This window comes from Lutimonas saemankumensis (assembly GCF_020171465.1).
Lineage (GTDB): Bacteria > Bacteroidota > Bacteroidia > Flavobacteriales > Flavobacteriaceae > Lutimonas > Lutimonas saemankumensis.
The window spans coordinates 211236-235140 of the sequence record NZ_JAIUZR010000001.1 but is presented as its reverse complement, the minus strand read 5'-3'; the positions used below and the strand labels follow the sequence as shown (position 1 = coordinate 235140).

The 23905-nt window shown below is 38.8% G+C and carries 18 protein-coding genes; 8 read left to right on the top strand and 10 right to left on the bottom strand.

The annotated features are described in order from the left end of the window. Positions 1-1452, top strand: coding sequence for a SusD/RagB family nutrient-binding outer membrane lipoprotein (locus LCM02_RS00995; protein ID WP_317197435.1), 1452 nt, complete (start codon positions 1-3; stop codon positions 1450-1452). A gap of 110 nt (positions 1453-1562) precedes the next feature. Further along, entirely contained in the window at positions 1563-2303 is a 741-nt protein-coding gene (gene rlmB / locus LCM02_RS00990; RefSeq protein ID WP_224926444.1) for a 23S rRNA (guanosine(2251)-2'-O)-methyltransferase RlmB, read from the top strand. On the opposite strand, the gene LCM02_RS00985 is transcribed toward rlmB, so the two are convergent. Continuing rightward, positions 2300-2986: a rhomboid family intramembrane serine protease gene (locus tag LCM02_RS00985; RefSeq protein ID WP_224926443.1), complete on the bottom strand. Its 687-nt coding sequence runs from the start codon at positions 2984-2986 to the stop codon at positions 2300-2302. The two genes, rlmB and LCM02_RS00985, sit on opposite strands and share 4 nt — an antisense overlap. A 119-nt stretch (positions 2987-3105) precedes the next feature. On the opposite strand from LCM02_RS00985, the gene LCM02_RS00980 reads away from it, so the two are divergent. Further along, positions 3106-4383 (top strand): replication-associated recombination protein A, encoded by a 1278-nt coding sequence (locus LCM02_RS00980; protein WP_224926442.1) that lies wholly within the window; start codon positions 3106-3108, stop codon positions 4381-4383. A 10-nt stretch (positions 4384-4393) separates the two neighbouring features. Here the strand turns inward: LCM02_RS00980 and LCM02_RS00975 are convergent, their stop codons facing one another. The 8 genes from LCM02_RS00975 to radC all read right to left on the bottom strand — a co-directional run bounded on the left by LCM02_RS00975 (position 4394) and on the right by radC (position 13266). Next, positions 4394-5419, bottom strand: coding sequence for a hypothetical protein (locus tag LCM02_RS00975; RefSeq protein WP_224926441.1), 1026 nt, complete (start codon positions 5417-5419; stop codon positions 4394-4396). 8 nt (positions 5420-5427) lie between these two features. Continuing rightward, the gene (locus LCM02_RS00970; protein WP_224926440.1) at positions 5428-6795 is read right to left on the bottom strand and encodes a DUF5723 family protein; all 1368 of its coding nucleotides are present in this window, start codon (positions 6793-6795) and stop codon (positions 5428-5430) included. Positions 6796-6936: 141 nt separating this feature from the next. Further along, entirely contained in the window at positions 6937-7617 is a 681-nt protein-coding gene (locus tag LCM02_RS00965) for a YjjG family noncanonical pyrimidine nucleotidase (protein ID WP_224926439.1), read from the bottom strand. Continuing rightward, positions 7614-9068, bottom strand: coding sequence for a lipopolysaccharide biosynthesis protein (locus LCM02_RS00960; RefSeq protein WP_224926438.1), 1455 nt, complete (start codon positions 9066-9068; stop codon positions 7614-7616). The genes LCM02_RS00965 and LCM02_RS00960 overlap by 4 nt, the downstream gene beginning before the upstream one ends. After that, on the bottom strand, positions 9058-10293 hold the full coding sequence (locus tag LCM02_RS00955; protein WP_224926437.1) for a glycosyltransferase family 4 protein: 1236 nt from the start codon (positions 10291-10293) through the stop codon (positions 9058-9060). Before LCM02_RS00955 ends, LCM02_RS00960 begins: the two co-directional genes overlap by 11 nt. Beyond that, positions 10244-11116 carry a hypothetical protein gene (locus tag LCM02_RS00950; protein WP_224926436.1) on the bottom strand — a complete coding sequence of 291 codons (873 nt, stop codon included), beginning with the start codon at positions 11114-11116 and terminating at the stop codon, positions 10244-10246. The genes LCM02_RS00955 and LCM02_RS00950 overlap by 50 nt, the downstream gene beginning before the upstream one ends. A 49-nt stretch (positions 11117-11165) precedes the next feature. Next, complete coding sequence (locus tag LCM02_RS00945) at positions 11166-12488, bottom strand: polysaccharide deacetylase family protein (RefSeq protein WP_224926435.1); 1323 nt, start codon at positions 12486-12488, stop codon at positions 11166-11168. A gap of 100 nt (positions 12489-12588) precedes the next feature. Continuing rightward, positions 12589-13266 (bottom strand): RadC family protein, encoded by a 678-nt coding sequence (gene radC, locus LCM02_RS00940; RefSeq protein WP_224926434.1) that lies wholly within the window; start codon positions 13264-13266, stop codon positions 12589-12591. A 128-nt stretch (positions 13267-13394) separates the two neighbouring features. Here radC and trkA point away from each other — a divergent pair, with 128 nt between their 5' ends. The 5 genes from trkA to LCM02_RS00915 all read left to right on the top strand — a co-directional run bounded on the left by trkA (position 13395) and on the right by LCM02_RS00915 (position 22598). After that, positions 13395-14744 carry a Trk system potassium transporter TrkA gene (gene trkA, locus LCM02_RS00935; protein WP_224926433.1) on the top strand — a complete coding sequence of 450 codons (1350 nt, stop codon included), beginning with the start codon at positions 13395-13397 and terminating at the stop codon, positions 14742-14744. 7 nt (positions 14745-14751) lie between these two features. Next, complete coding sequence (locus LCM02_RS00930) at positions 14752-16263, top strand: TrkH family potassium uptake protein (protein ID WP_224926432.1); 1512 nt, start codon at positions 14752-14754, stop codon at positions 16261-16263. 110 nt (positions 16264-16373) lie between these two features. Then, positions 16374-19808, top strand: coding sequence for a methylmalonyl-CoA mutase family protein (locus tag LCM02_RS00925; RefSeq protein ID WP_224926431.1), 3435 nt, complete (start codon positions 16374-16376; stop codon positions 19806-19808). Positions 19809-19901: 93 nt separating this feature from the next. Continuing rightward, a complete protein-coding gene (locus LCM02_RS00920) occupies positions 19902-21839 on the top strand; it encodes a CocE/NonD family hydrolase (protein WP_224926430.1) in 1938 nt (645 codons plus the stop codon). 45 nt (positions 21840-21884) lie between these two features. Next, on the top strand, positions 21885-22598 hold the full coding sequence (locus tag LCM02_RS00915; RefSeq protein ID WP_224926429.1) for a class I SAM-dependent methyltransferase: 714 nt from the start codon (positions 21885-21887) through the stop codon (positions 22596-22598). Between the two features lie 31 nt (positions 22599-22629). On the opposite strand, the gene LCM02_RS00910 is transcribed toward LCM02_RS00915, so the two are convergent. After that, positions 22630-23820, bottom strand: coding sequence for an MDR family MFS transporter (locus tag LCM02_RS00910; RefSeq protein WP_224926428.1), 1191 nt, complete (start codon positions 23818-23820; stop codon positions 22630-22632). Positions 23821-23905: the final 85 nt, after the last annotated feature.

The window sequence follows — 23905 nt, the reverse complement described above, 5'->3', positions numbered from 1 at the left end:
ATGAAACAAATGAAAAAAATATTATTAATCGCCTTAATGTTAGGCACAACAATTTCGTGTACGGATTTCGAAGGTTGGAATATTGACGAAAAGAATCCTAGCGAAGTGCCTGCGGCCTTCTTGTTGACGAATGCTCAAAGGGCATTCTACAGACAAATGGTTATTCCCAGTGTAAACTCGAACATTTTTAAACAAATGGCTCAGCACTGGACGACGACTACGTATAATGACGAAACTAATTATGACATGGTTCAAAGAGATATCGGTGGTAACTGGTGGTTCTCAATGTATGCTGGTGTTATGATTGACATTGTTGAAGCGAAGAAAATTATTGCTGAAAAGGAAGCAAATCCAGCAACTGCTAAAAACAAAATTGCCATTTTGGATCTGTTCCAATCATATGTATGGCACATTGTTGTTGATACTTATGGTAATGTACCTTATTCTGAAGCTCTTTTAGGAAATGAAAATTTGGTTCCTAAGTACGATGATGATGGTGATATCTATGCAAGTGTTATGAACACCATTGATCAGGCATTAGTTAATTTGAACGAAACCGACCCATCATTTGGTGGTGAAGACCTAATCTATGGTGGTGATGTTGCTTCATGGAGAAAATTTGGAAACTCATTGAAGTTGAAAATGGCCGTTCGTATTGCGGATGCAGATCCAACAACTGCAACTGCTGCTGCAACAGCTGCTGTTGATGCGGGAGTTTTAGAATCTAATGCTGATAATGCTGCATTTCCATTTGAGACTTCTCCTCCAAACACGAATCCAAACTGGGAAGCATTGGTGCAGTCAGGTAGAAATGATTATGTAATTGCCAACACTTTTGCTGACATCATGAACACATTAAACGATCCTAGATCTGCTGTATTCATGGATGATAACGTAGGTATTCCTTACAAAGGTGGAATCTATGGAGCAAGTAATACTTTCTCTGAGTACACACACATTGGAGAGCCTTGGCATACACCAGACACTGAAGGTATCATTATGAGTTATGATGAAATTAACTTCTTGATGGCTGAAGCCGCTGAAAAAGGTCTTATCGGTGGAGGTACGGCTGCTGCTGAAATGTACTACAATGAAGGTATTAAAGCTTCTATGAACTACTGGGTTCCTGAAGTTGATGATGCAGGTATTGCCGGGTACATAGCTCAGCCAACAGTTGCTTATAACTCTGCAGCTTGGAATGAGAGCATCGGTCAGCAGAAATGGATTGCTCTGTTTGGTAGAGGATTTGAAGCTTGGTCTTCTTGGAGACTTCTTGATTACCCAGAGATGAATATCGCTGCTGTTTCTCAGGAATCAGTACCTAGAAGATATATATATCCAAATGACGAACCTCAGGTTAATGGAACCAACTATGAAGCTGCAAAAAATGCAATGGGTGGTGACTTGAAATCCAACAGAGTGTTCTGGGATATCAATGGTCAAGGAAACTAAAAATTAATATATAATTTAGATTAGACACTTTTTATATGTTATACCATCGCGCCTTTGGCGCGATGGTTTTTTTTATACTTAACTAAACTAAATTGTCTTAACTTCGCGCCATGGATAATGAACAAACAAAAATTTTCGGTTTAAGAGCCATTTTAGAAGCTATTGATTCCGGACAGGAAATTGAAAAAGTTTATCTGCAAAAAGAAAATCAGGGGTCTCTGGCCAAAGCATTACAGCATAAAATCAAGGAAAACAGCATATCTTACAGTTATGTTCCTATTGAAAAACTAAACAAACTGTCTAAGTTTCAAAACCATCAGGGAGCCGTAGCCAAGGTATCATCCATTAAATTTAAGCAACTTGAAGATTTATTAGAAAACTCCTTAACCGAAGGATCGGTACCTCTTTTTCTTCTGCTGGATCAAATTAGTGATGTTCGCAATACAGGAGCAATTTTACGTACAGCAGAATGTACCGGTGTCAGCGCAGTAATTATTCCAACCCATGGTTCGGCCCCAATTAACGCAGATGCCATAAAAACTTCGGCCGGGGCCGCCTATAACCTCAATATTTGTAAAGTAAATCATGTACTTGATGCGGTTTATCTGTTAAAAGCACATGGAATCCAGGTAGTTTCAGTTACAGAAAAAACCGACAATAAGATCTACGATGTGGATTTTAATAAGCCAACTGCTCTGGTTTTGGGCTCAGAACACAAAGGGATCAGCAATTCCGTTTTAAAAAATTCGGATCACAAAGCAAAGCTTCCGTTATTAGGCTCTATTGACTCTTTAAATGTGTCTGTGGCTTGTGGTGCGGCATTATATGAAATAGTTCGTCAAAGAAGCTAAAAACCATCTTTTTTGGCCTCTCCGGTTGATTTTTTCAGCAACTCTTCCCGCTCTTCGAACAAATTATCGAATTCATCCGGTTCATAATTTTCTTTTTCCCAGTCATATTGAAAGCGTTGGGGCCCGTAATTTTTATAAAATATGGCAAAAGAAAGCCCAACCAGAAACCCTGACAAATGCCCTTCCCAGGAAACACTTTCTTTGACAGGAAGTAAATACCATACCATACTTCCATATAAAAAGATCACCATGAGTGAAACGGCGATCAATCGGTAATTTTTTCGTATCACACCACTAAAGAAAATAAAACTGAACAAAAGGTAAATAATACCACTCGCCCCAATATGATATGACTTACGGGCAATGATCCAGGTAAGCAGGCCCGTTAATAAGGTTCCATAAATAAAAACTTTCCAGGCTATATCTTTATAGAAATACAGCAAGCTAAACAGCAGAACGAAAAGAGGAGCAGAATTGTGGTATAAATGCTTAATATCTCCATGAATAAATGGAGAAAAAAGTACTCCTTTTAATCCCGAAAAGGTTCGTGGAAAAATGCCGAATTTATTGAAGTTAAAACCAAACTTCACTTCAAACCAGTAAACCAGCCATAACAACAAGACCAAATATAACGGCACAGCCAGAATCCAAGGTGCAAATTTAAACTGACTGGGCTGACTCATTTTAGGCTTCAATTTTGAGCTAAAATACAATTTTCAAGAAAATTACTCTTGATAAAAAATTATTGATCCATCCCTGCAATCCATTTTCAGACTATTTCATTTTAGCGTACTTTTACGTCATGAACGAACCTCTTGCAGAGAGAATAAGGCCAAAGTCGCTTGGAGACTACATAAGCCAGCAACATCTGGTTGGAAAGGATGGTGCCCTCACGATTCATATTGAAAACGGGCTGATCCCCTCTTTGATCCTTTGGGGCCCCCCAGGCACGGGGAAAACCACACTTGCCAATATAATTGCCAAGGAATCAGAAAGGCCCTTTTATGCCCTCAGTGCCATAAACTCAGGTGTGAAAGACGTAAGGGATATTATTGAAAAAGCAAAAAGCAGCGGTGGATTGTTTACCCAAAAAAATCCTATTTTATTCATCGACGAAATTCACAGGTTCAGCAAATCACAGCAGGATTCCCTTCTTGGTGCGGTTGAAAAAGGATGGGTGACCTTGATAGGGGCGACAACAGAGAACCCTAGTTTTGAGGTGATTCCTGCCTTGTTGTCTCGTTGTCAGATCTATATTCTCAATTCATTTGATAAAAAGGATCTGATCACATTATTAAACAGGGCGCTTAAAAACGACATCCTGCTTTCAAAAAAGAAAATCGAATTACGAGAAACGGAAGCTCTGATTCAACTTTCCGGTGGAGACGCAAGAAAACTCCTGAATATTTTTGAACTTGTTGTAAATACTGTCTCAGAAGGCACGTGTATTATCACAAATGACCTGGTTTTGAGCAAGGTTCAGAGTAATATGGTTCGTTATGATAAAACCGGAGAACAGCATTACGATATAATTTCGGCATTCATCAAATCGATAAGAGGCAGTGACCCCAATGGTGCAGTATACTGGCTTGCCAGGATGATTGAGGGTGGCGAAGATGTAAAGTTTATTGCCAGAAGAATGTTGATCCTGGCATCGGAAGATATTGGAAATGCAAACCCTACCGCCCTTATTCTTGCCAATAATACGTTTCAGGCGGTATCTGTCATTGGTAATCCTGAGAGTCGGATCATATTGAGCCAATGTGCCGTTTACCTGGCTAATTCGCCTAAAAGCAATTCCTCTTATATGGCCATTAACAAGGCTCAGCAAATGGTTAAATCTACAGGTGACCTCTCCGTTCCGCTGCACTTGCGTAACGCTCCAACGAAACTAATGAAAGATCTGGATTACGGTAAGGACTATAAATATTCTCATGACTATTCAGAGAATTTTGTTGATCAGGAGTTTCTACCTGATGAAATTAAAAATTCTAAATTTTATGATCCGGGGAATAACCCGAGAGAAAACCAGTTCAAGGAAGTTCTTAAAAAAAGGTGGAAATCAAAATATGATTACTGACTTAAAATCGCTACTTTTCTTCCTTAAATTGAATTACTTGTATCTGACCATCCTTTAAAACATCAATATTCAGATTCCCGGCATCATCAAAGTAGGCAGTGGTTTCTTCTCTTCCTTCCTGAGGTTCTTTCCAGGAAACTCTGAAAACATTAGGAAGTGAGGTCCTCTTAAACGTACCTATAAGTTCTCCGGGTCTATAATTGCTATTTTGGCTCTGGGTTACAAAAGCCTGTAATTGAGCTCCCTGATCCACCAAAAGAAATGAAATGCTTTCATTTTTGAATGCACGGGCCATGGGTGAAGCGGCCTGCTCTTCTTTTTCCGGCACCTCATTTACCTCTACCGCCACTGCTTCTTCCTTTTCCACTGGGTCATCAGTAGTAGCTATGGCAACAATAGGCACTGCAACCGGTTCTGCAACAGGCTTAGCCGAAGCAGTTTCGGACTCTTTGACGGCGGGGCCAGAAGACTCATTCTTTAAATCTTTCTCAGGGGTTTCTTTGGCAAGTACTGTTTCTTTTTCAGCTGTGACAACCGATTCTTGGTTCGAATCAATCTTTGATTCTTCCGTCCTGCCGGAATTCATGGCAAGCGAGGAATTATACGTATAATCAAGAGACTGTATCTCTACAAAACATTTATTCAATGCATCCACATAGGTCTTGTTCATATCTTTCACCTTACTCTTACCCTGAGCTGTTTTAAAAACCACCTCATCCTGACAGTTTTCCAGAAAAATAAAGACTTTTGTAGTAAAAGCACTGGATTGATCACTCACCATGGCTTTTACCCCCAGACAGGGGTTTTCCAATAAATCATCCGGATAATTTTCTCCCTGGTATATGGTGTTATAGCCTTCTTTTTCGAATAGGTGCTTCATATAGGAATTTACCCGAAATTGATTCTCCTTATTTAGAAATTCATACTTCTTCGGAATAATGATATACTTATAGGGATCTAGTTCATTTTGAGCAAAACTCACCTGTATAAAAAGAATAATGAGGCCTAAACTTAAGATTTTTCGAAATGGATTCATGGTGGCTCTTAGAAAATAAAATTCATACCAAACTGGACAGATTGGTAATTGCTGTTTCTGATCGAGGTCAAAGCTACTAAATTATCCGCAGTAGCATAAATATTAAAGCTTTTAATATGAGCGGAAAGTCCCATACCTATATTGTAAAATGAAAATTTATCTACCGTGTAAGTTGCCTTTCCAGATAGGTGGCGCGTAAATTCTCTGGAATAAAAACCGGTAAGGGCCCAAACCGGGGTTTTCGGTCTGAACGCCGTGTAGACTTGAACCCCATATGCGCTTTGAAGAATATCGCCCGTATAATCCTCTTCGCAGGATACATTTCTGAAGGCATAATTCTTGGCCTTGGTCTTTCGGTATTTGGTATACTTCATGGATCCGTTGACCTTTGGAGACCTGAAATAAGAAAACCCGTTTTCCTCAGTAATCAATGGCAGCTGGTCAGTAAGATATAATGTTCTCCAGTAATCCAGTTCATTCCCGGAAGGATCATAATAATCTTCAGAAGCTACAATCGCATCTTCAAAATCTATCGTTGTCAGTTTATGCTGGAAGGAGATCATACCAATATCCAAAATACTTCCTGAGAAACTAAGCTCATCATCCACTTTATACGTAAAACCCAGATCAATTGAGGCTCCTATACTCCCATTGACAAAAAAGAGGCCTGCAAATATTTCAGAAGGTTGGCCCAAATCATTACTTAAATCAAAGGGGTCCAAAAAACCGGCTGTGTTCAATCGAACATTTAAATCCTCATAGGTGTGTTGATAAGGCCTGTTTGACAGCGGATCAAGATCCAGAAAATAAGTTCCGCTGTTGTTTCCAGATTGAAGCCCGAGAGATCCCGATAATAACTTAAACCTTCCACCTATGGTGAGTTGCTCACTGACCTTTTTATTGATTCCAACATGAAACACCCCTACCAGCTCAAAAACTGAATTAACATCATCTGCCATAAACGGATCATAAAATTCAGGGACTCCATTTTCGTCCTGATCATTTCCATTAAAAAAGAGATCGGCCAGATCTTCGGGATAACCTGAAAAACCATCTGTCTGCTGATACATACCAAAACTTAGATAATATTTCGGGTTTTTTAACCTTAACCCTATATTGAATAATTCGATCTGCTGATTAAAAACAAATATTTCATTACTGCCTAAACCTAAATCATGCAAATTTCTTAAGACATCACCATCGCTGTCAGCATCAGCCGCAAGATTATTATAATTAACATCTCTGCTCGAAGAGCCAGCCATTACATAAACATTGGAAAGTAAAGGCACCCCAATATGTTTGTCATAATCAATAACTCCTCCCGGGTTAAGCATAAGGGTCTGTGGTAATTGATCAAAATCATACAAAACCTGCATATTCTGGCAATTCAATTTTGCGCACAGAAATACAAGAGTCAGATATAACAGATGATTTTTGACCATGAGGGGATACGAAGCAATTTCTTTATAACAATTGCTAAATATACATTTATTTTGATAAATCAGCTATTGAGCCTCTTACAGCAATTGCTTTAATTCGATCAGATTTTCAACTGTCGGGACATTCTCAGTTGCAATCTCCCCGTTAAATTTGCAAAAAATCGTTTGCATTCCAACATTCTTTGCTCCAAGTATATCCGCTTCAAAATTGTCACCGATCATAACGCTTCTGTCCGGTTCAGCACCAGCGGCCTGCAAAGCAAATTTGAATATTTCCGGATGTGGTTTTTTCACACCAGCCTTTTCAGAAGTCACGATTTGATCAAAAAAAGGCAGAAGATTCGAATTCTTGAGTTTTCTTCGCTGCACCTCTTCAAAACCATTTGTTATAATATGGATGGCGTATTTTTCTTTAAGGTAGTCCAATACATCTATAGCGTTATCAAATAGATCATTGTGGTCAGCAAGATAGGTGATATATTCTTCCGATAATAAATGGATCATTTCATCATCAATTTTAACCCCTACTCCGTCAAATGCTTCCCTTAACCTGTTGTATCGTAAATCAGCCTTTGTTACTCTATTCTCTCTGAAAAGCTTCCAGTATTTTAAGTTTATGGGGCGATATACATTGTGAAAGTCAGCTAGATCCAGGTCAATTCCATTTCTTCGAAAGATATATTCAAAAGTTCGATTTGAATTTGTTTCAAAATCCCATAGGGTGTGATCAAGATCGAAAAAAATATGTCCTACATTCATAACTGCTTGGAAAACGGGATGTTCAGGGCCAAAATAGATTTCCTGAAAATTATCAGATACATCGTCGCAAATATAATTCCTAAAACAATTGAAACTCCAACAGATAGAAAAAATTTATCAATAATTATTCCATAGGCAATAAATTGAATCAGGAATAACCCTATGATCTGTAATATCAGTTTCTTTTTAATCCATAATATTCTCAATACTTCACGATCATTTACAATCATAACAATCAGCATCAAAACATAAGTGATTAAAGTAGTATAAGCAGCCCAGTAATACCCGAATTCCCTTATAAAATAAAGGTTCAAAATGAGATTTAGCAAAGCTGTGATCAAGCCGATGAACACCAGTTTTCTTATTTTGTTGGAAAACTTCAGTCTCAGCTCAAAAAAGTTGGCAATTCCGTATAAATAGGCTGCAAAAAACAAATATGGCATGAGCACATAAGCTTTTCTGAATGCTTCTCCAAGCAGCAGGCTTGCAACTTCCCTGGCAAATAAAGAAAGATAAAAAACTACAGGCAATCCGATCAGTACCAATCCCAGGACATAAGATTCTATCATTTTCACGGATGACTTAAAATCTTCATCCAGTTTTTTCAATAAAGTTGGGTTAATGGTGTTAAAGTAAATTGTAATCAGTGACATTACTGATAATTGGGATATCTTGGCAACCTGATCATAGACCCCAACCTCCTCCATACTGTAAAAAAGGGCTATTACGTATCGATCGGTATATGAAATGCTTAATAAAGCCAAATTTAATATCAGCCCCATAAACCCATAATTCAACAGTTCTGTTAAAATGCTTCTATTCACTTTAGGTATTCCGAACTTAACTTTGGCAGGATTATGTACAAACAAATAGAGAAGACAAACGAAATCCACCAATGCCAGGCTACTGACCAGAGCCGTGATCGGATGGTCAAGAAAAAAAACAAACAACAAGGAAATCAAGAATCCTGCAGTGGTCCTTATACCGATGATCATATTGTAAAAAGGAGCCCTTCCCCTCAATCTGACAATCACCATATATGCCATAAAAAGTTGGTTAAATATCAAAAAGAAAAATGAATAAAAAATCAGGTCCTTGATCATTTCTGATCTGGCGGAGTAATACCACAACCCGCTCAATACCGCCAAGAAAACACAGGAAGAGGCAAATAGAAAGGACAAATTAGAATAGAGCAGATTTAGCCTGCCTGAAGAGTTGTATTTTCCATAAAACCTCCAAAGGCATGAACTTATCCATGAAAACAACAAGATTCCGAGAAAACTGAAGGTAATCCCTACAAGACCAAGCTGGCCGAATGATTCACTGTTAAAATGTCGAGTGAATATAGGTGTCTTCAAAAAACCCGCCATTAAGGGAAATATCGAACCGATCGCATACCAAAGAAAATCCTTTCGAAATCCGGAATCACTATATTTTGAGTTATCGTTCATTAAGGGCTTTTTGATAATATCCTAATAATTTCTGAAACTCATTTTCCCAGTTGTACTTGCTGTCAGCAGCTTTTCTGGCGTTCTTACTCAACATTGAATAAAGCTTTTCATCTTTTAATAATCGAATTATGGCACCTGCAACTTCCACCGGATCTGAGGGGTCAACTGTAATTCCACAATTGTCCTCTGTAATATAGGAGTTTATATGGCCAAAATTACTCCCAATGATCGGTAAACCAAAAGTCATATAATCGAATAGCTTTATGGGCATGCTAATCTCATAAGTCTTAACGCGTTCCAGTATCAACAATCCAATTTTGCTCCGGCTATAATAGTATCCTATTTCCTGATAAGGGACTGCCTCGTGAAGTACAACATTTTTCTCGAGGCAATTTTGTTTCAAAAAAGAATTCATTTCATCCTTCAAGGAATCCGGATAATATGTACCTATAAAAAGACATTTAAGGTTTGGTATTTCATTCTGAATTATCTTTACCGCCTTCAATGTATTCATGGCGCCTCTTAACCTGGTTATAGTTCCTGAATAGATCAAGTCATATTCCTTAACCTGGTCCTTATCATGATTCATATTCAAATATCGATCACTATAGTTAAAAAGAACAACAGACCTTTCTTTCCCAATAATGCGGGCAAAGTTTTGCTGTACCAAAGATTCATTAGCAATAACCAGGTCATAGTTCATGGCCTGTTTCTTCTCCCAACGATCCACCCAGTAAGCAAAAATTCGAGTTGGTAGCGCCATTACTTTCTTTCCATAAGACATATAATCTTCTGCATAGGGTTCTCGAGCGTCGTAAAAAACAACGGGACGATGTCCCAAGTTTTTCAACTTGACTCCTATCCTGTTGATCCAGAGGTCATGAAAATGATAAATATCTGCCTTTAATGCCGAAGCCTCCTCGAATAATTTTCTATAGTTGTTATTTGGATTAAGTCTTTTTATCAGAAAATTGATCCATTGATTTCTCGAAAAAGTTTTTGCTTTCCAAATTTTATAGTTTACCCCCTCTTTTGTGATACCTGAGCTGTTTTTATTTCCGATAAGAAAATAATAGACTTCAAATCCTTTTAAAACCAGCGGTACGGCCATCTTCCAATAGATCCGGTCATCAAACAAATGATGTCTGTCTGCCAAAAAGCAAATTTTTACAGGATCAGGCATGATTGAAAAATCTCTTTTTAAAGTAATAGTAGTTTTCTTCATCAGCGCCAAAACTTTTGTAGAAATTTGCAACACCGCTGATCATAGAACCTTCAAAATCCAACACCAGTCCTTGATTAAGATGATCTTTTATTAACTCATTGATAACAAACGTAGGAATATTCTCATTCTTTGCTTTCTCATTTGCAACAGGCAGCAAATAAGTAATCCTTTTACTGTCTTTAGCCCAAATTAATCCCCCTCTAAAACCATTGTCATCAAATACGTTCCAAATATGAACATGTTGAGGATTTCTTTGTGCCAATGTCATTAATTTCTTCATCGAATCTTCCTCTATTTTATAAGGTTTTTCTATCGCGTGGTAATTCTTAATAAAAACCTCAAGGCTTCCTTCTTTGTCAAGAACCAAATGATCCAAGCTCACGGAAGAAGCTCTTTTTCTGTTTTTATTATAGTTCCTTAAAAGATCCCTAAACTCTCCATTCAATGGCAAAACATAATTCTTTTTGACTGTTATCTGTCCGTCGGAAATCAAATTACCGGAGTTAAAATGATAATCAATCCAATGAAATTTTGAAGCCAATGTTTCTTTAAATAATCTGGATTCCTCAGTAGAGATATCCCTGGATGAAAAAATTCCCAATTGCTGTACCCATGAAGGAGTAAAAACATAGGACAGTCCGTATTTCTTCCTTTTTGGAACAGGCATAACCACCTCATAATTACCTGTCATAAAAACATCCCATGTCTCACAAACGGCATCAAGGTACCAGCTGTACGCATATGTTCTGCACGATATGGAATTTTCAATACAAGCGTCGTATCTGGCTCTGTCTATCTGATTATGGAAAATATAATTGATCATGTTTGAAATAGAATCTTAAGAACCGGGTCCCGTAAATTTGACTTGAGCATCAAAGCACTTTATTCAGTTCTGCTAACAGGCCTTCATAAACTCGTCCCCAACCCCTCCAGCGCCCGGAACCACTCACAGATTCATTGTGGAATATGGTAATGAAGGTTCCTTCTACTTTCCTCACTTCTTTGGCCAGCTTCATAAATGTATTGAATGATCTTTTTGGGGTAAAATTCAGGTAATCCTTTAACGTAGCATCCATGGCCGCAAATGGAAACACTTTCAGAGGGGTTTGAATTTCAAAATCCAGATCGTAAAAATAAAAAGGAGTACAGGTGCTTGCCCTGAAACCATAATGAGAGGCATAACCCATCGAATACTCTTCTGTGATTTCAAGATCAACCAAATGCTGATACGTCTCCGGTATTTCAATCCTCAGATAATGTTGTCTTGACCTTTTAATGGGGAAATTGACGATGCTCTCCAGTATTTGCTTTTCCTTCTTTATCTTCGAATCATTTTTCATACTGAAATACGAAGGGTGGATTCCCACTTCCGCATAATCTGCAATACTTTTGATCAGCAACTTATAATTCGAATTTCCAGCGGATATATTTTTATCATATGTACTGTATTCCCCTAAAAGAAAGAAAAATATCGTTCTGATCTTGTATTTTTTCTTTATGGCCAGAAGCCATTTGTACATATCATAAGGGTCACGTCGTATCCCGAATACAACGAGAAAGCGCATCCATACATTTGCAAGGTTAAATTGAAAGAGATCCTTTAAAATTCCCCCAACATTTCTCGTAAAACCTTTATGCTTGAACTGATAAGCATTGTCTATGTCAATTGTAGATATATAATTGAATTTTCTCTTACTGCTTGTTAAATCATCCTTGTAACCAGGGAAAAAAGAAATCAGTATACTACGAAATTTAAAAGCCCAAACATCAATGACCGGGCGATCCAAAAACTTGTTTTGATAAGCAAGGCTTTCAGCGGCAGGAAAACGTTCATACAGGTCCTTTACATGTGGCAGATATTCCTCATAACGGCTGATCAAATAAAAACTCGCTGCAAAAATATCACAGGGTACAATGCTTCCAAAATTGGTTTGAAAAAAACAAGGGTCATCATCCCAGTTCACCATATTAACCTCAACGTAATCAATTCCCTGAGTAAACAACAATTCGTTGGATTTGACAAACAACTCGTTTCCTAAAGGTTGTTTGGTATATGAGAACTTTGGGCCTTCATGCCCGATGAATTCCTCTATTTTTGTTGTAAAACCAACTTCAATATGCAGAATCCTGACAAAAATATGCCTGAATATATATGTTAATCTTGGTGTAACCTTGTGGGTATAGACTAAAAGCATATTATGTTTGTTTTACCAGTCAAATGTAAACTTTATAATGCTTATTATAAAATCTCTTTCCATAAAAGAATAGGGTTTTCAACCTGGTCCTAATCGATAGTTAAAATTCACCTTCATCTGCAAAACTGAAGAATCCATTTCTAGTGATAATAATATGATCGAGTATTTGTATATCCAGTATTCCTCCTCCGTTCCGCACCTTTCTGGTCAGGTTTCTATCCGCAGTACTCGGGCGTAAATTTCCTGACGGATGATTATGGCACAATATGATACTCGTCGCACCAAACTCCAGTGCTTTTTTATAAATAAGCCTTACATCTACAAGGGTTGCCGTTATCCCACCCTTGCTCAACAGCCATTTATGGATGAGGGTGTTGGAATTATTCAGTAAGAGGATCCAGAATTCTTCATGTTCAAGATCCCCGATCAAAGGATGCATAATTTCGAATACCAAATTTGAACTGTTCAGTTTTTGCGCTGAATCCGGTTTTGATTGCATACTTCGCTTTCCCAGTTCAAAGGCAGCAACGATCACTGATGCCTTAACTTTTCCAATACCCTTATACTTTTGCAGGTTCTGCAGGCTTGTTTTGGCTAATGCCTCTAAGTTGTTCTCTGAGCCTGAAAGTATCATTTTTCCTATTTCCACGGCTGATTCTTTTTCATTACCCGAGCCGATCAAAATAGCGAGTAGTTCAGAATCTGACAAAGCTAATCTTCCTTTTGAAAATAATTTTTCCCTTGGCCTGTCTTCTTTTTTCCAATCTTTGATGATCATATTTTTTATTTCTTTATGCTGTTTTTGTGCTTTGATCAACCCAAATTTGTAAAAGATTTGAATACATTTGTATATTCAATATTTTGTACTTCAACAGGTTTATTGAATATGCAATCAATTTGTTATAGATGAAAATAATTATTGCCGGAGCTGGAGAAGTTGGATTTCACCTGTCAAAACTTCTTTCTTACGAATCACACGATATTATTCTAATCGATAGTGATAAAGACAGGTTGCTGTATGCAGATTCTAAATTAGATATCAAAACACTTCAGAAAGATGCCACGTCAATAAAGGCATTAAAGAATGCAAATATTGATCAGACAGATTTGTTTATTGCCGTTACCTCTTCAGAAACAACCAATATTACAGCCTGTGTCATCTCGAAAAAGCTTGGAGCCAAAAAGACAATAGCTCGAATTAGCAACTCAGAGTTCACTGATAACAAAGAGAAAATTAATTTTTCCGAATTGGGTATTGATGAGCTCATATCCACAGAGGAGCTCGCCACGAATGAAATTAAATTGCTGTTGGAAAATGCCACGTTTAACGAAACACATGAATTTGAAGGAGGGAAATTGACCATGGTTGCCATGATTCTTTCAAATTCGGCCCCTTTTGTTGGCAAGACTGTAATGGAATCGGCGGGAATCTATGCAGGTATAAATTTTATGCCCGTGATCATCAAAAGAAAGAATTCTTCGGAAACAATTATTCCAAGGGGTGATACTATTTTTAAAGTTGGTGATCAGGTATATTTTATTACGCTGCCCGAAGGCGTTGAGGAATTGAACGGCCTGTCTGCTGTAAAAAACAAACCCATTAAGAACGTTTTGATACTTGGGGGAAGTAAGATTGGACAAAAAACAGCACGTGACCTTTGCGGAAACAATCTGAACATCAAGCTTATAGAATACAAAAAAAAGCGGGCCATTGAGCTTGCTGAAGAACTTCCCAATGCGCTGGTAATCTATGGGGATGGCAGAGATGTTGACCTTCTGGAGGAAGAAAACGTCTCTGATATGGATGCTGTTGTAGCTGTAACCGGAAGGTCAGAAACAAATATTATGTCTTGTCTTGTGGCTCAGTCAAAAGGTGTTGATCGGACCATTGCCTTGGTTCAGAATGTAGACTACTTCAGTCTGAGTAAAAATATTGGTATCGATACCCTGATCAATAAAAAACTTCTGGCAGCCAATAGCATTTTCAGATATATCAGAAAAGGAGACGTTGTTGAAATGACCATTTTAAACGATGTTAATGCCGAAATTCTTGAATTTCAGGCTCATAAAAAATCCAAAATAACTAAAAAACCCATTAAGGACCTTAAGTTCCCTCGAAATGCCATTATCGGAGGTGTTATAAGAAATGATACAGGACTTATTGCTTTGGGAGATTTCAAAATTCAGGAAGGGGATAAAGTTGTAGTATGCTGTGTCCCGAATACGATTTCCAAAGTAGAGCGGTTTTTTAACTGATCGATGCATGAAGAAATTCAATTTTAAGATCATATTACAACTGATGGGGATCCTCCTCTTGTTTAACGGAGGTTTCATGCTGATATCGGGCCTGGTAAGCTGGTACTTTGATGATGGTGCGCTTGAAGGCATTCTTTTGGCCGGTGGAATTACGATTCTTACGGGGCTCTTATTGCGATTTATTACAAAAGGGTTCGAGAAGAACATCAAGAAACGAGAAGGTTATCTGGTGGTGACGCTGGGGTGGCTGACAATGTCTCTTTCCGGAACCTTGCCTTACGTTTTATCCGGAGCGATACCTTCTTTTACCAATGCATTTTTTGAAACAATGTCGGGTTATACCACTACGGGGGCATCCATTTTGAACAATATAGAAGTAATGCCGGAGAGCATTTTGTTCTGGCGTAGTACGACGCACTGGATCGGTGGCATGGGAATAATTGTTCTTGCCATTGCAATTTTACCGTTATTGGGAATTGGAGGAATGCAGATGTTCGCCGCTGAATCTCCAGGCCCGTCTGCAGACAAGTTACACCCTAGAATTGCGGATACGGCCAAACGTCTCTGGTTTCTTTATTTCGGGTTGACACTTACGGAAACCATTTTGCTCAAATTAGCTGGAATGGGTTATTTTGATGCCATTAATCACGCTATGAGTACCCTTTCTACCGGAGGGTTTTCAACAAAAAATGCGAGCATTGCTTATTGGAACGACCAGCCTCTTATACAGTACATTATCATGTTTTTCATGTTCGTGGCGGGCACTAATTTTATACTTACCTACCTCGCTGTAAAGGGAAAGTTTCGGAAGTATGTTGAAGATGAAGAATTTAAATTCTATTTTGGGGCCATTATCGGTATAACCATTGTGGCAACCCTGGTAATTTTCTTCTACGCAAATGTTTCCATAGAACCAAATGAAATTCAAAAGATTGCACATCCCAAATTATATGGAGAACTGGAGAGTTCTTTTCGGCACGGACTCTTTCAGGTACTCGCTGTGATAACAACAACAGGCTTTGTCTCTGCAGACTTTTCAATATGGAGCCCTTTTTTAACTGTGATGTTCTTTGTGATGATGTTCCTGGGAGCCTCAGCCGGCTCTACCTCAGGAGGAGTTAAAATTGTCAGGCACATCATCATGGTAAAAAATGGATTTCTTGAATTTAAAAGGAGCCTGCATCCTAATGCCATTGTTCCCGTACGATACAATCAGAAACCGGTAACCAGAGGTATTGTTTTCAATATCATGGCCTTTTTTATCCTGTATCTTATCATATTTGCCATCGGCTCCCTGGTTTTTAGCTTTATGGGAATAGATTTTATGACGTCTATTGGTGCCGCAGCATCTTCATTGGGTAATGTAGGTCCCGCTTTTGGCGACCTGAGTCCTGTAAATAACTATTCAAGCCTGCCTCCATTTGGAAAATGGTGGTCTTCTATGCTCATGTTATTTGGAAGGCTCGAATTGTTTACAGTTTTAATAATTTTTACGCCTTATTTTTGGAGAAGTAATTAAATTTTTCCTGATATATCATTTATTTTTGACAATACCACAAAACGAGATACTTATTGGAAAGAAATATTTTTCAGAAATGAGTACCTTGCACCGAGAAACTTAACCCATATATGAAAATCGTCGCTCCATATAAACCAAAAAATAAAATTAGAATTGTTACCGCTGCCTCCCTGTTTGACGGGCATGATGCTGCTATTAATATCATGAGGCGAATCATCCAGTCCACAGGAGTAGAAGTGATTCATCTGGGCCATGACCGCAGTGTAGAAGATGTAGTTGATACAGCCATTCAGGAAGATGCGAATGCCATTGCCATGACCTCATACCAGGGAGGCCATAACGAATATTTTAAATACATGTTCGACCTTCTTCGTGAAAAAGGCGGGGGACATATCAAAATCTTTGGAGGAGGTGGAGGTGTGATCCTCCCGAAAGAGATCAAAGATTTGATGGATTACGGAATCACGAGGATTTATTCTCCCGATGATGGAAGGGAAATGGGTTTACAGGGAATGATAAACGATATGGTCAAATCCTGTGACTTTGACCCGTCGGAAATTGAGATGGCAACAACCGAATTAAGTCAACAGCTGAAAAATAACACAAAACCGGTGATTGCCCGACTAATTACAATGGCAGAAAACCATCCGGAAAAGTTTAACAAGATTTTCAGCAAAATCGATACAGATGAAACTCCTGCCCCTGTCCTTGGAATAACAGGCACAGGAGGTGCCGGAAAATCTTCACTTGTCGATGAACTCGTGAGACGATTTTTGCACGATTTCCCTGACAAAAACATAGGAATCATTTCAGTAGATCCTTCAAAAAGAAAAACAGGCGGAGCCCTTTTGGGGGATAGAATTCGTATGAATTCGATCAATAACGAAAGGGTGTATATGAGGTCGCTCGCCACACGACAATCAAATCTGGCTTTGTCAAAGCATGTGAACGAGGCCGTAAAAATATTAAAAGCCTCTTCCTTTGACCTGATCCTGCTGGAAACTTCAGGAATTGGGCAATCTGATACAGAAATTCTAGATCATTCGGATCTGTCTCTTTATGTTATGACTCCTGAATACGGGGCGGCAACCCAACTCGAAAAAATAGATATGCTGGATTTCGCAGATGTGATCTCTCTTAATAAATTCGATAAAAAAGGAGGCCTTGATGCCTTGCGGGATGTAAAGAAACAATTCCAAAGAAATCAACAATTATGGGAGGAACCGGTTGATTCGATGCCTGTTTTTGGAACAATTGCCTCTCAGTTCAATGACCCCGGCACCAACAACTTATACCGATACATTGTTGAAAAACTCAATGATTTTTCGGCTAAACAATTCTCTTCAAACCTGGAGTTTTCAGGAGAAATAAGTGAGAAAATTTTTATCATACCTCCCAAAAGGGTACGCTACCTTTCTGAAATTTCGGATACAAATTCGCAATATGACCAATGGTGCAAGGAACAATCTGATGTTGCTCAGCAACTATACGGTATTTATTTAACCATAGAACATCTCTCAGGAAAGAAACTGGAGCTCACAGAGTCAGGCCTGGAATTCCATACGAAAGACAAGGATATAATTCAGGAGAAAGATTCCCTTAGTAAAGATTTAATCAAAAGGTTTGAAAAACTCAGAAAAAAACTGTCTCATGAAAATTGGGAGGAGCTCATAAACTTTGAAGGCAAAAAACAGGCCTATGATAATGCTATCTATAAATTCAAAGTTCGGGACAAGGTCATAGAGATCGAAACGAAAGAAACAACACTTTCAAATCTTCAGATCCCAAAGATTTCTCTGCCAAAATACCGAGCCTGGGGAGACCTGCTGCTATGGATCTTACAGGAAAATGTACCGGGCGAATTTCCCTATACCTCTGGAATATATCCCTTCAAAAGAACGGGTGAAGACCCTACAAGAATGTTCGCCGGAGAGGGTGGCCCCGAAAGAACCAACCGCAGATTTCATTATGTCAGCTTAAACTCTCCTGCTAAAAGGCTTTCAACCGCGTTCGACTCAGTTACACTTTATGGAAATGATCCTGATCTTCGTCCTGATATTTACGGAAAAATAGGAAATGCAGGAGTTTCAATTTGCTGCCTGGATGATGCTAAAAAATTATACTCCGGCTTTGAACTTACCAATCCGATGACTTCGGTTTCCATGACCATTAACGGTCCTGCACCAATGCTTCTTGGATTCTTTATGAATGCCGCTATTGACCAGGAATGTGAAAAATATATCAAGGTGAATAAGCTTGAAAAGGAAATCGATAAAAAGATAAACGATATCTTTAATAAAAAGGGTGTAAAACGCCCTGCTTATCAGGGTGAACTACCCCAGGGAAATGACGGGCTGGGATTAATGCTGCTTGGAGTTACCGGAGACCAGATATTACCGGGTGATATCTATCAGCAGATTAAAAAGGACACCCTGTCAAAGGTAAGAGGAACGGTACAGGCGGATATTCTAAAAGAGGATCAGGCGCAAAACACCTGTATCTTTTCAACTGAATTTGCCTTAAAAATGATGGGTGACGTACAGGAATATTTTACCCGGCACCAGATCCGTAATTTCTATTCCGTTTCAATTTCGGGATATCATATAGCGGAAGCCGGGGCAAATCCCATATCACAACTGGCATTTACCCTTTCCAATGGTTTTACTTATGTGGAATACTATCTGAGCAGAGGAATGGACATCAATAAGTTTGGACCAAACCTGTCCTTTTTCTTTTCCAATGGTATTGATCCTGAATACGCGGTTATAGGCCGTGTTGCGCGGAGAATATGGGCCAAGGCCATGAAATTGAAATACAAGGCAAATGAAAGGGCCCAGATGCTGAAATACCACATTCAGACCTCAGGCAGGTCCCTGCACGCTCAGGAAATCGATTTCAACGATATACGAACAACTTTGCAGGCACTTTATGCCATATATGACAATTGTAATTCACTTCATACAAATGCCTACGATGAAGCGATCACTACGCCAACAGAGGAGTCTGTTAGAAGGGCCATGGCAATACAGCTTATAATCAACAAAGAATTAGGCCTTGCAAAAAACGAAAATCCCTTACAGGGTTCATTCATCATTGAAGAATTGACAGATCTTGTTGAAGAAGCTGTTTATCTTGAATTCGATAAGATTACCGAGCGTGGAGGGGTTTTGGGTGCCATGGAAACCATGTACCAAAGGTCAAAGATCCAGGAAGAGAGCCTGTATTATGAAGAGCTAAAACACAACGGGCAGATAGATATCATAGGCGTAAACACATTTTTGAACAGCAAAGGTTCACCAACAATATTACCTCAGGAAGTTATCCGGGCAACCGAAGCCGAGAAACAGCATCAGATTGCTGTCATCAATAATTTACACAAGGCCAATAGGAAGAAATCCAGTTCTGAATTGTTGAAACTTCGAGAAGCAGCCATAAAAAACGAGAATATTTTTGAACAGCTTATGGAAGCGACCAAAGTTTGTAGCTTGGGCCAGATTACTTCGACACTTTTTGAGGTTGGAGGTCAGTATCGCCGAAATATGTAAAAAGCTGATCAACTGGTAAAATGGGGCTTATTGAATTCCTTGTTAGGATAATTGGATATCTTTTGTAGATTTACCCGAATTATTACTAATCCTATGACTAAATATATCTCAAAACTGCTTGTGGCACTGATTTGCTTATTCATATTCAGCGCATGTTCGAAAGAAAAATCTGAAAAAACGGCTGAAGAAACAGCCATCTCTTATATAAAGGACAATTTCACAAAAAGAGAAGTGAGTATTGCTATGCGCGACGGGGTAAAGCTCCATACAACCATTTACAGCCCTAAAGATACTTCGCAGTCCTACCCCATTTTACTCAAAAGAACGCCATACAGTTGCCGGCCTTACGGAGAAAGCGAATTTCCCTCCAGGCTGGGGCCAAACAAATTTATCATGAAAGAGGGTTATATTTTTGTTTATCAGGATGTCCGGGGAAGGTGGATGAGTGAAGGAACCTATGACAATATGAGAGCTTACATCCCGAATAAAAAATCCGATCAGGATATTGATGAAAGTTCGGATACGTATGATAGCATTGACTGGCTGGTTAAAAATGTAGCAAATAACAATGGAAATGTTGGTACGTACGGAATATCTTATCCCGGATTCTATTCTACCTACTCGGCCATAGATGCGCATCCTGCATTAAAGGCTGCTTCTCCCCAGGCCTGTATAGGAGATTTCTTTTTTGATGATTTTCATCACAACGGAGCCTATTTACTGAGCTATTTCAGAGCCACTTCGGTCTTTGGAACACCCAAAGACAAACCTGTAGATACGGCCTGGTATAAAACCCCTGACCTAAAGACTCAGGACCAATACCAGTTCTTTCTGGATGCGGGGCCATTAAGCAATCTGAATAAATATTTTCAATATGAAAGTATTGATAATCCCAGCTTGCGCAAAGAAGATCTTGTCGATGATTTTTTCTGGCAGGAACTTATCGATCACCCCAATTATGACAGTGTCTGGCAAAAAAAAGGAATTATTCAGCATTTGAAAAATATCAACCCGGGAGTGGCCACAATGGTTGTTGGAGGTTGGTTCGACGCAGAAGATCTTTATGGCCCCTTAGAGACTTATAAAACCATTGAAAAAAACAATCCTGATAATTATAATACCTTGGTTTTTGGTCCCTGGGACCATGGAGGATGGTCAAGGGACAGAGTAAGAACCGCAGTAGGAAACTATTATTTTGGCGATTCCATTTCCTATTTTTTCCAGCAGGAAATTGAATCACGGTTTTTTGAACATTTTCTTAAGAACAATGGTGATCAGAATTCAGGTCTTCCGGAAGCCTATGTTTATGATACGGGAAAAAGAAAATGGAGCACTTATGATTCCTGGCCCCCGGAAAATATTTCCAGACAAAAATGGTTTTTGAACACCAATCAGCATCTTTCAAAATTCAAAGAAAAGGAAGATTTTATCTCCTTTGTCAGCGACATCAAAAGGCCGGTTCCTTATTCCGAAGATATCAAAACTGTTTTTACTCCAAGAAAATACATGACAGACGACCAGCGTTTCGCAGCAAGAAGGCCCGATGTACTTGTATTTGAAACAGATATTTTGGAAAATGACCTGACCCTCGCCGGAGATATCCATGCCAAACTCCAGGTGGCTACCACGGGCACCGATGCCGACTGGATCGTGAAAATTATCGATGTCCATCCTTCTGAAATGGATGAGGCACCCGATGAACTTCAGGACCACCTCAAGATGAGCAATTATCATTTAATGGTCCGAAGTGAGGTAATGCGAGGGAAATTTAGAAATAGTTTTGAATATCCTGAACCGTTTACACCCAACAAGAAAACCGAGGTAAACATTAAACTTCAGGACGTTTATCACACGATTAAAAAAGGGCATAAATTGCAGGTTCAGGTACAGAGCACATGGTTCCCGCTGATAGACCTTAACCCACAGACCTTTGTCCCTAACATTTTTAAAGCAAAAGAAAGTGACTTTAAAACGCAGACACATCGTGTTTTCACTTCTTCTTATATTGAATTTACGGTGAAGAACAAATAATAGGCTAAATAAATACTGGGAGATTAGCCTTGATTTTCAAAGCAGATGAAAACCAATTTAAAAGACGTATTTGGACAGGCCATTAAAGATTATTTTGATGGTAAAGAAGCCATCATAAAAACCTATTCCTCAGTTGGTGGCTGGGACGAACTACCCGTTTCTTATCTTTTCAGGAACTATCAGGATATGCCTGAAATAGAACAGACGGCATTGAAAATGTCTTTTGGAAAAGTTTTAGATCTGGGCTGTGGTGCGGGTAGTCATTCACTTTATCTTCAGAATAAAGGTCTCCATGTAAAACCTATTGACATCTCCAGTGGCGCAATCTTTACCTGTAAGCAAAGGGGCCTGGCTCAGGCCGAGGTCATGGACTTTTGGGATTTAAAAAATGAAAAATTTGATACCATTCTTTCTTTGATGAATGGGGCGGGTATATGCGGCTCTATGGACAATGTCCCGGGATTTTTAGAACATTTAAGAAGTTTATTGTCTTCTAATGGGCAAATACTTATTGACTCATCAGATATCATCTATATGTTCGAAGATGAAAACGGAATTACTGAAATTCCTGAACTTGATAATTATTATGGTGAGGTTATTTTTGAATCTGAATACAAGGGTGTCAGAAGTGGTGCTTATCCATGGTTATACATTGATTTTTATAATCTGCAGCATCAGGCTTCACTTCAGAACATGAAATGTGAAATGCTGGTCCAGGGCCCTCACTACGATTTTCTGGCAAGGATAACCTCAATCTAATTGCCCTGCAGAAACTGGGGCAAAGTCAAATTTAAAGGGCTTCTTTTCTTTGAAGAATGAGAAGAATCAGGCAGGCAATAAAACAGATTGCACCCATCAGTAGCCAGGTAGATTCAAAGCCAAAAGCTGAAGAAAATTGCATCCCAAGATTGGGACCCAGAATATGTGCAAATGAAAATGACATGCTGTACATGGCCATATAAGCTCCTTGATTCCCAAGTTTTGATCTGTCAAGGGCATAAGAATTTGAAAACGGGAATCCCAGCATCTCTCCAAAGGTCATTAACACGATCCCGGCAATGGCCAGTCCGAGAATTGGAACGGCCGATATAACAAGAAAACTTAACATAAGTAAAAAGGTTCCTGCGATAACTATTTTCAGATTATCAAGTTTTCCTTTTTCCAGTGAATTAACCAAAGGCATTTCCAGCAAAAAGATCAGAAATCCGTTCATGGCAAGCATCAGTCCTATTTTATCCTCATTGAGACCCAGCCTTTGACTGTAATAAAGAGGAATGGTAGAAAAATACTGCATAAAAGTAAAGCCTATCAAAAACATAGCGAACCAAAAGATCAGATACCTTCCATCCTTGTAGGGCGATTTTTTAAGCTCGATACCCTTTTTCTTTTCCTCTTTTATCTGGGTTTTCTGCCTTAAATATTTAACTATGATCAATGCAGCTATAATACAGGTCAAGGCATCTACCCAAAAAAGGCTTTGGTAACTTACATATGTAATCAGAAGTCCGCCAAGAGCAGGCCCCATGGAAAAGCCTAGATTTATTGCCAATCTTATTAATGTAACCGATCGCGTTCTGTTCTCCGCTTTGCTGTAGTCGTCAAGCGCAACCCAAACCGCGGGCCTGAATGCATCCGCAACAAGTGTCAATAAAAAAATTCCAAAACAGAATACAGAAAATTCTGAGACATACTGAAGTCCGAAAAACACAAATCCGGTGCTAAAAAGACTCATGTACATGACTTTATAATACCCTATCTTATCTGACAATTTCCCTCCTATAAATACACCTGCTACTGAGCCAAATCCGTAAAAGGACATCACCCATCCAACCTGAGGAACCGTAAAATCAAGAAAATTGGCAAGGTATAATGACAAAAAAGGAAGCACCATGGCACCCGTCCTGTTAATAAGCGTAGTTAGTGCCAGGAACCAAACTTCCCTGGATAATCCCTGATAGGGTTTTATGAGTTTATAAAACATTTTGTAAAGATATGCTTTCTAAACACTCTCAAAATCTATTTTAATTGAATGTCTCTATAAAGGAATAAGAACTTGATATCTTCAG

Excerpts from the sequence above, each read along its gene's own strand:
- LCM02_RS00925 (WP_224926431.1), top strand. The coding sequence starts at position 16,374 with ATGAAAATCGTCGCTCCATATAAACCAAAAAATAAAATTAGAATTGTT.
- LCM02_RS00920 (WP_224926430.1), top strand. The coding sequence starts at position 19,902 with ATGACTAAATATATCTCAAAACTGCTTGTGGCACTGATTTGCTTATTC.
- LCM02_RS00980 (WP_224926442.1), top strand. The coding sequence starts at position 3,106 with ATGAACGAACCTCTTGCAGAGAGAATAAGGCCAAAGTCGCTTGGAGAC.
- rlmB (WP_224926444.1), top strand. The coding sequence starts at position 1,563 with ATGGATAATGAACAAACAAAAATTTTCGGTTTAAGAGCCATTTTAGAA.
- radC (WP_224926434.1), bottom strand. The coding sequence starts at position 13,266 with ATGATCATCAAAGATTGGAAAAAAGAAGACAGGCCAAGGGAAAAATTA.
- LCM02_RS00970 (WP_224926440.1), bottom strand. The coding sequence starts at position 6,795 with ATGCAGGTTTTGTATGATTTTGATCAATTACCACAGACCCTTATGCTT.
- LCM02_RS00965 (WP_224926439.1), bottom strand. The coding sequence starts at position 7,617 with ATGAATGTAGGACATATTTTTTTCGATCTTGATCACACCCTATGGGAT.
- LCM02_RS00960 (WP_224926438.1), bottom strand. The coding sequence starts at position 9,068 with ATGAACGATAACTCAAAATATAGTGATTCCGGATTTCGAAAGGATTTT.
- LCM02_RS00930 (WP_224926432.1), top strand. The coding sequence starts at position 14,752 with ATGAAGAAATTCAATTTTAAGATCATATTACAACTGATGGGGATCCTC.
- LCM02_RS00910 (WP_224926428.1), bottom strand. The coding sequence starts at position 23,820 with ATGTTTTATAAACTCATAAAACCCTATCAGGGATTATCCAGGGAAGTT.
- LCM02_RS00955 (WP_224926437.1), bottom strand. The coding sequence starts at position 10,293 with ATGAAGAAAACTACTATTACTTTAAAAAGAGATTTTTCAATCATGCCT.
- trkA (WP_224926433.1), top strand. The coding sequence starts at position 13,395 with ATGAAAATAATTATTGCCGGAGCTGGAGAAGTTGGATTTCACCTGTCA.
- LCM02_RS00950 (WP_224926436.1), bottom strand. The coding sequence starts at position 11,116 with ATGATCAATTATATTTTCCATAATCAGATAGACAGAGCCAGATACGAC.
- LCM02_RS00945 (WP_224926435.1), bottom strand. The coding sequence starts at position 12,488 with ATGCTTTTAGTCTATACCCACAAGGTTACACCAAGATTAACATATATA.
- LCM02_RS00985 (WP_224926443.1), bottom strand. The coding sequence starts at position 2,986 with ATGAGTCAGCCCAGTCAGTTTAAATTTGCACCTTGGATTCTGGCTGTG.
- LCM02_RS00995 (WP_317197435.1), top strand. The coding sequence starts at position 1 with ATGAAACAAATGAAAAAAATATTATTAATCGCCTTAATGTTAGGCACA.
- LCM02_RS00975 (WP_224926441.1), bottom strand. The coding sequence starts at position 5,419 with ATGAATCCATTTCGAAAAATCTTAAGTTTAGGCCTCATTATTCTTTTT.
- LCM02_RS00915 (WP_224926429.1), top strand. The coding sequence starts at position 21,885 with ATGAAAACCAATTTAAAAGACGTATTTGGACAGGCCATTAAAGATTAT.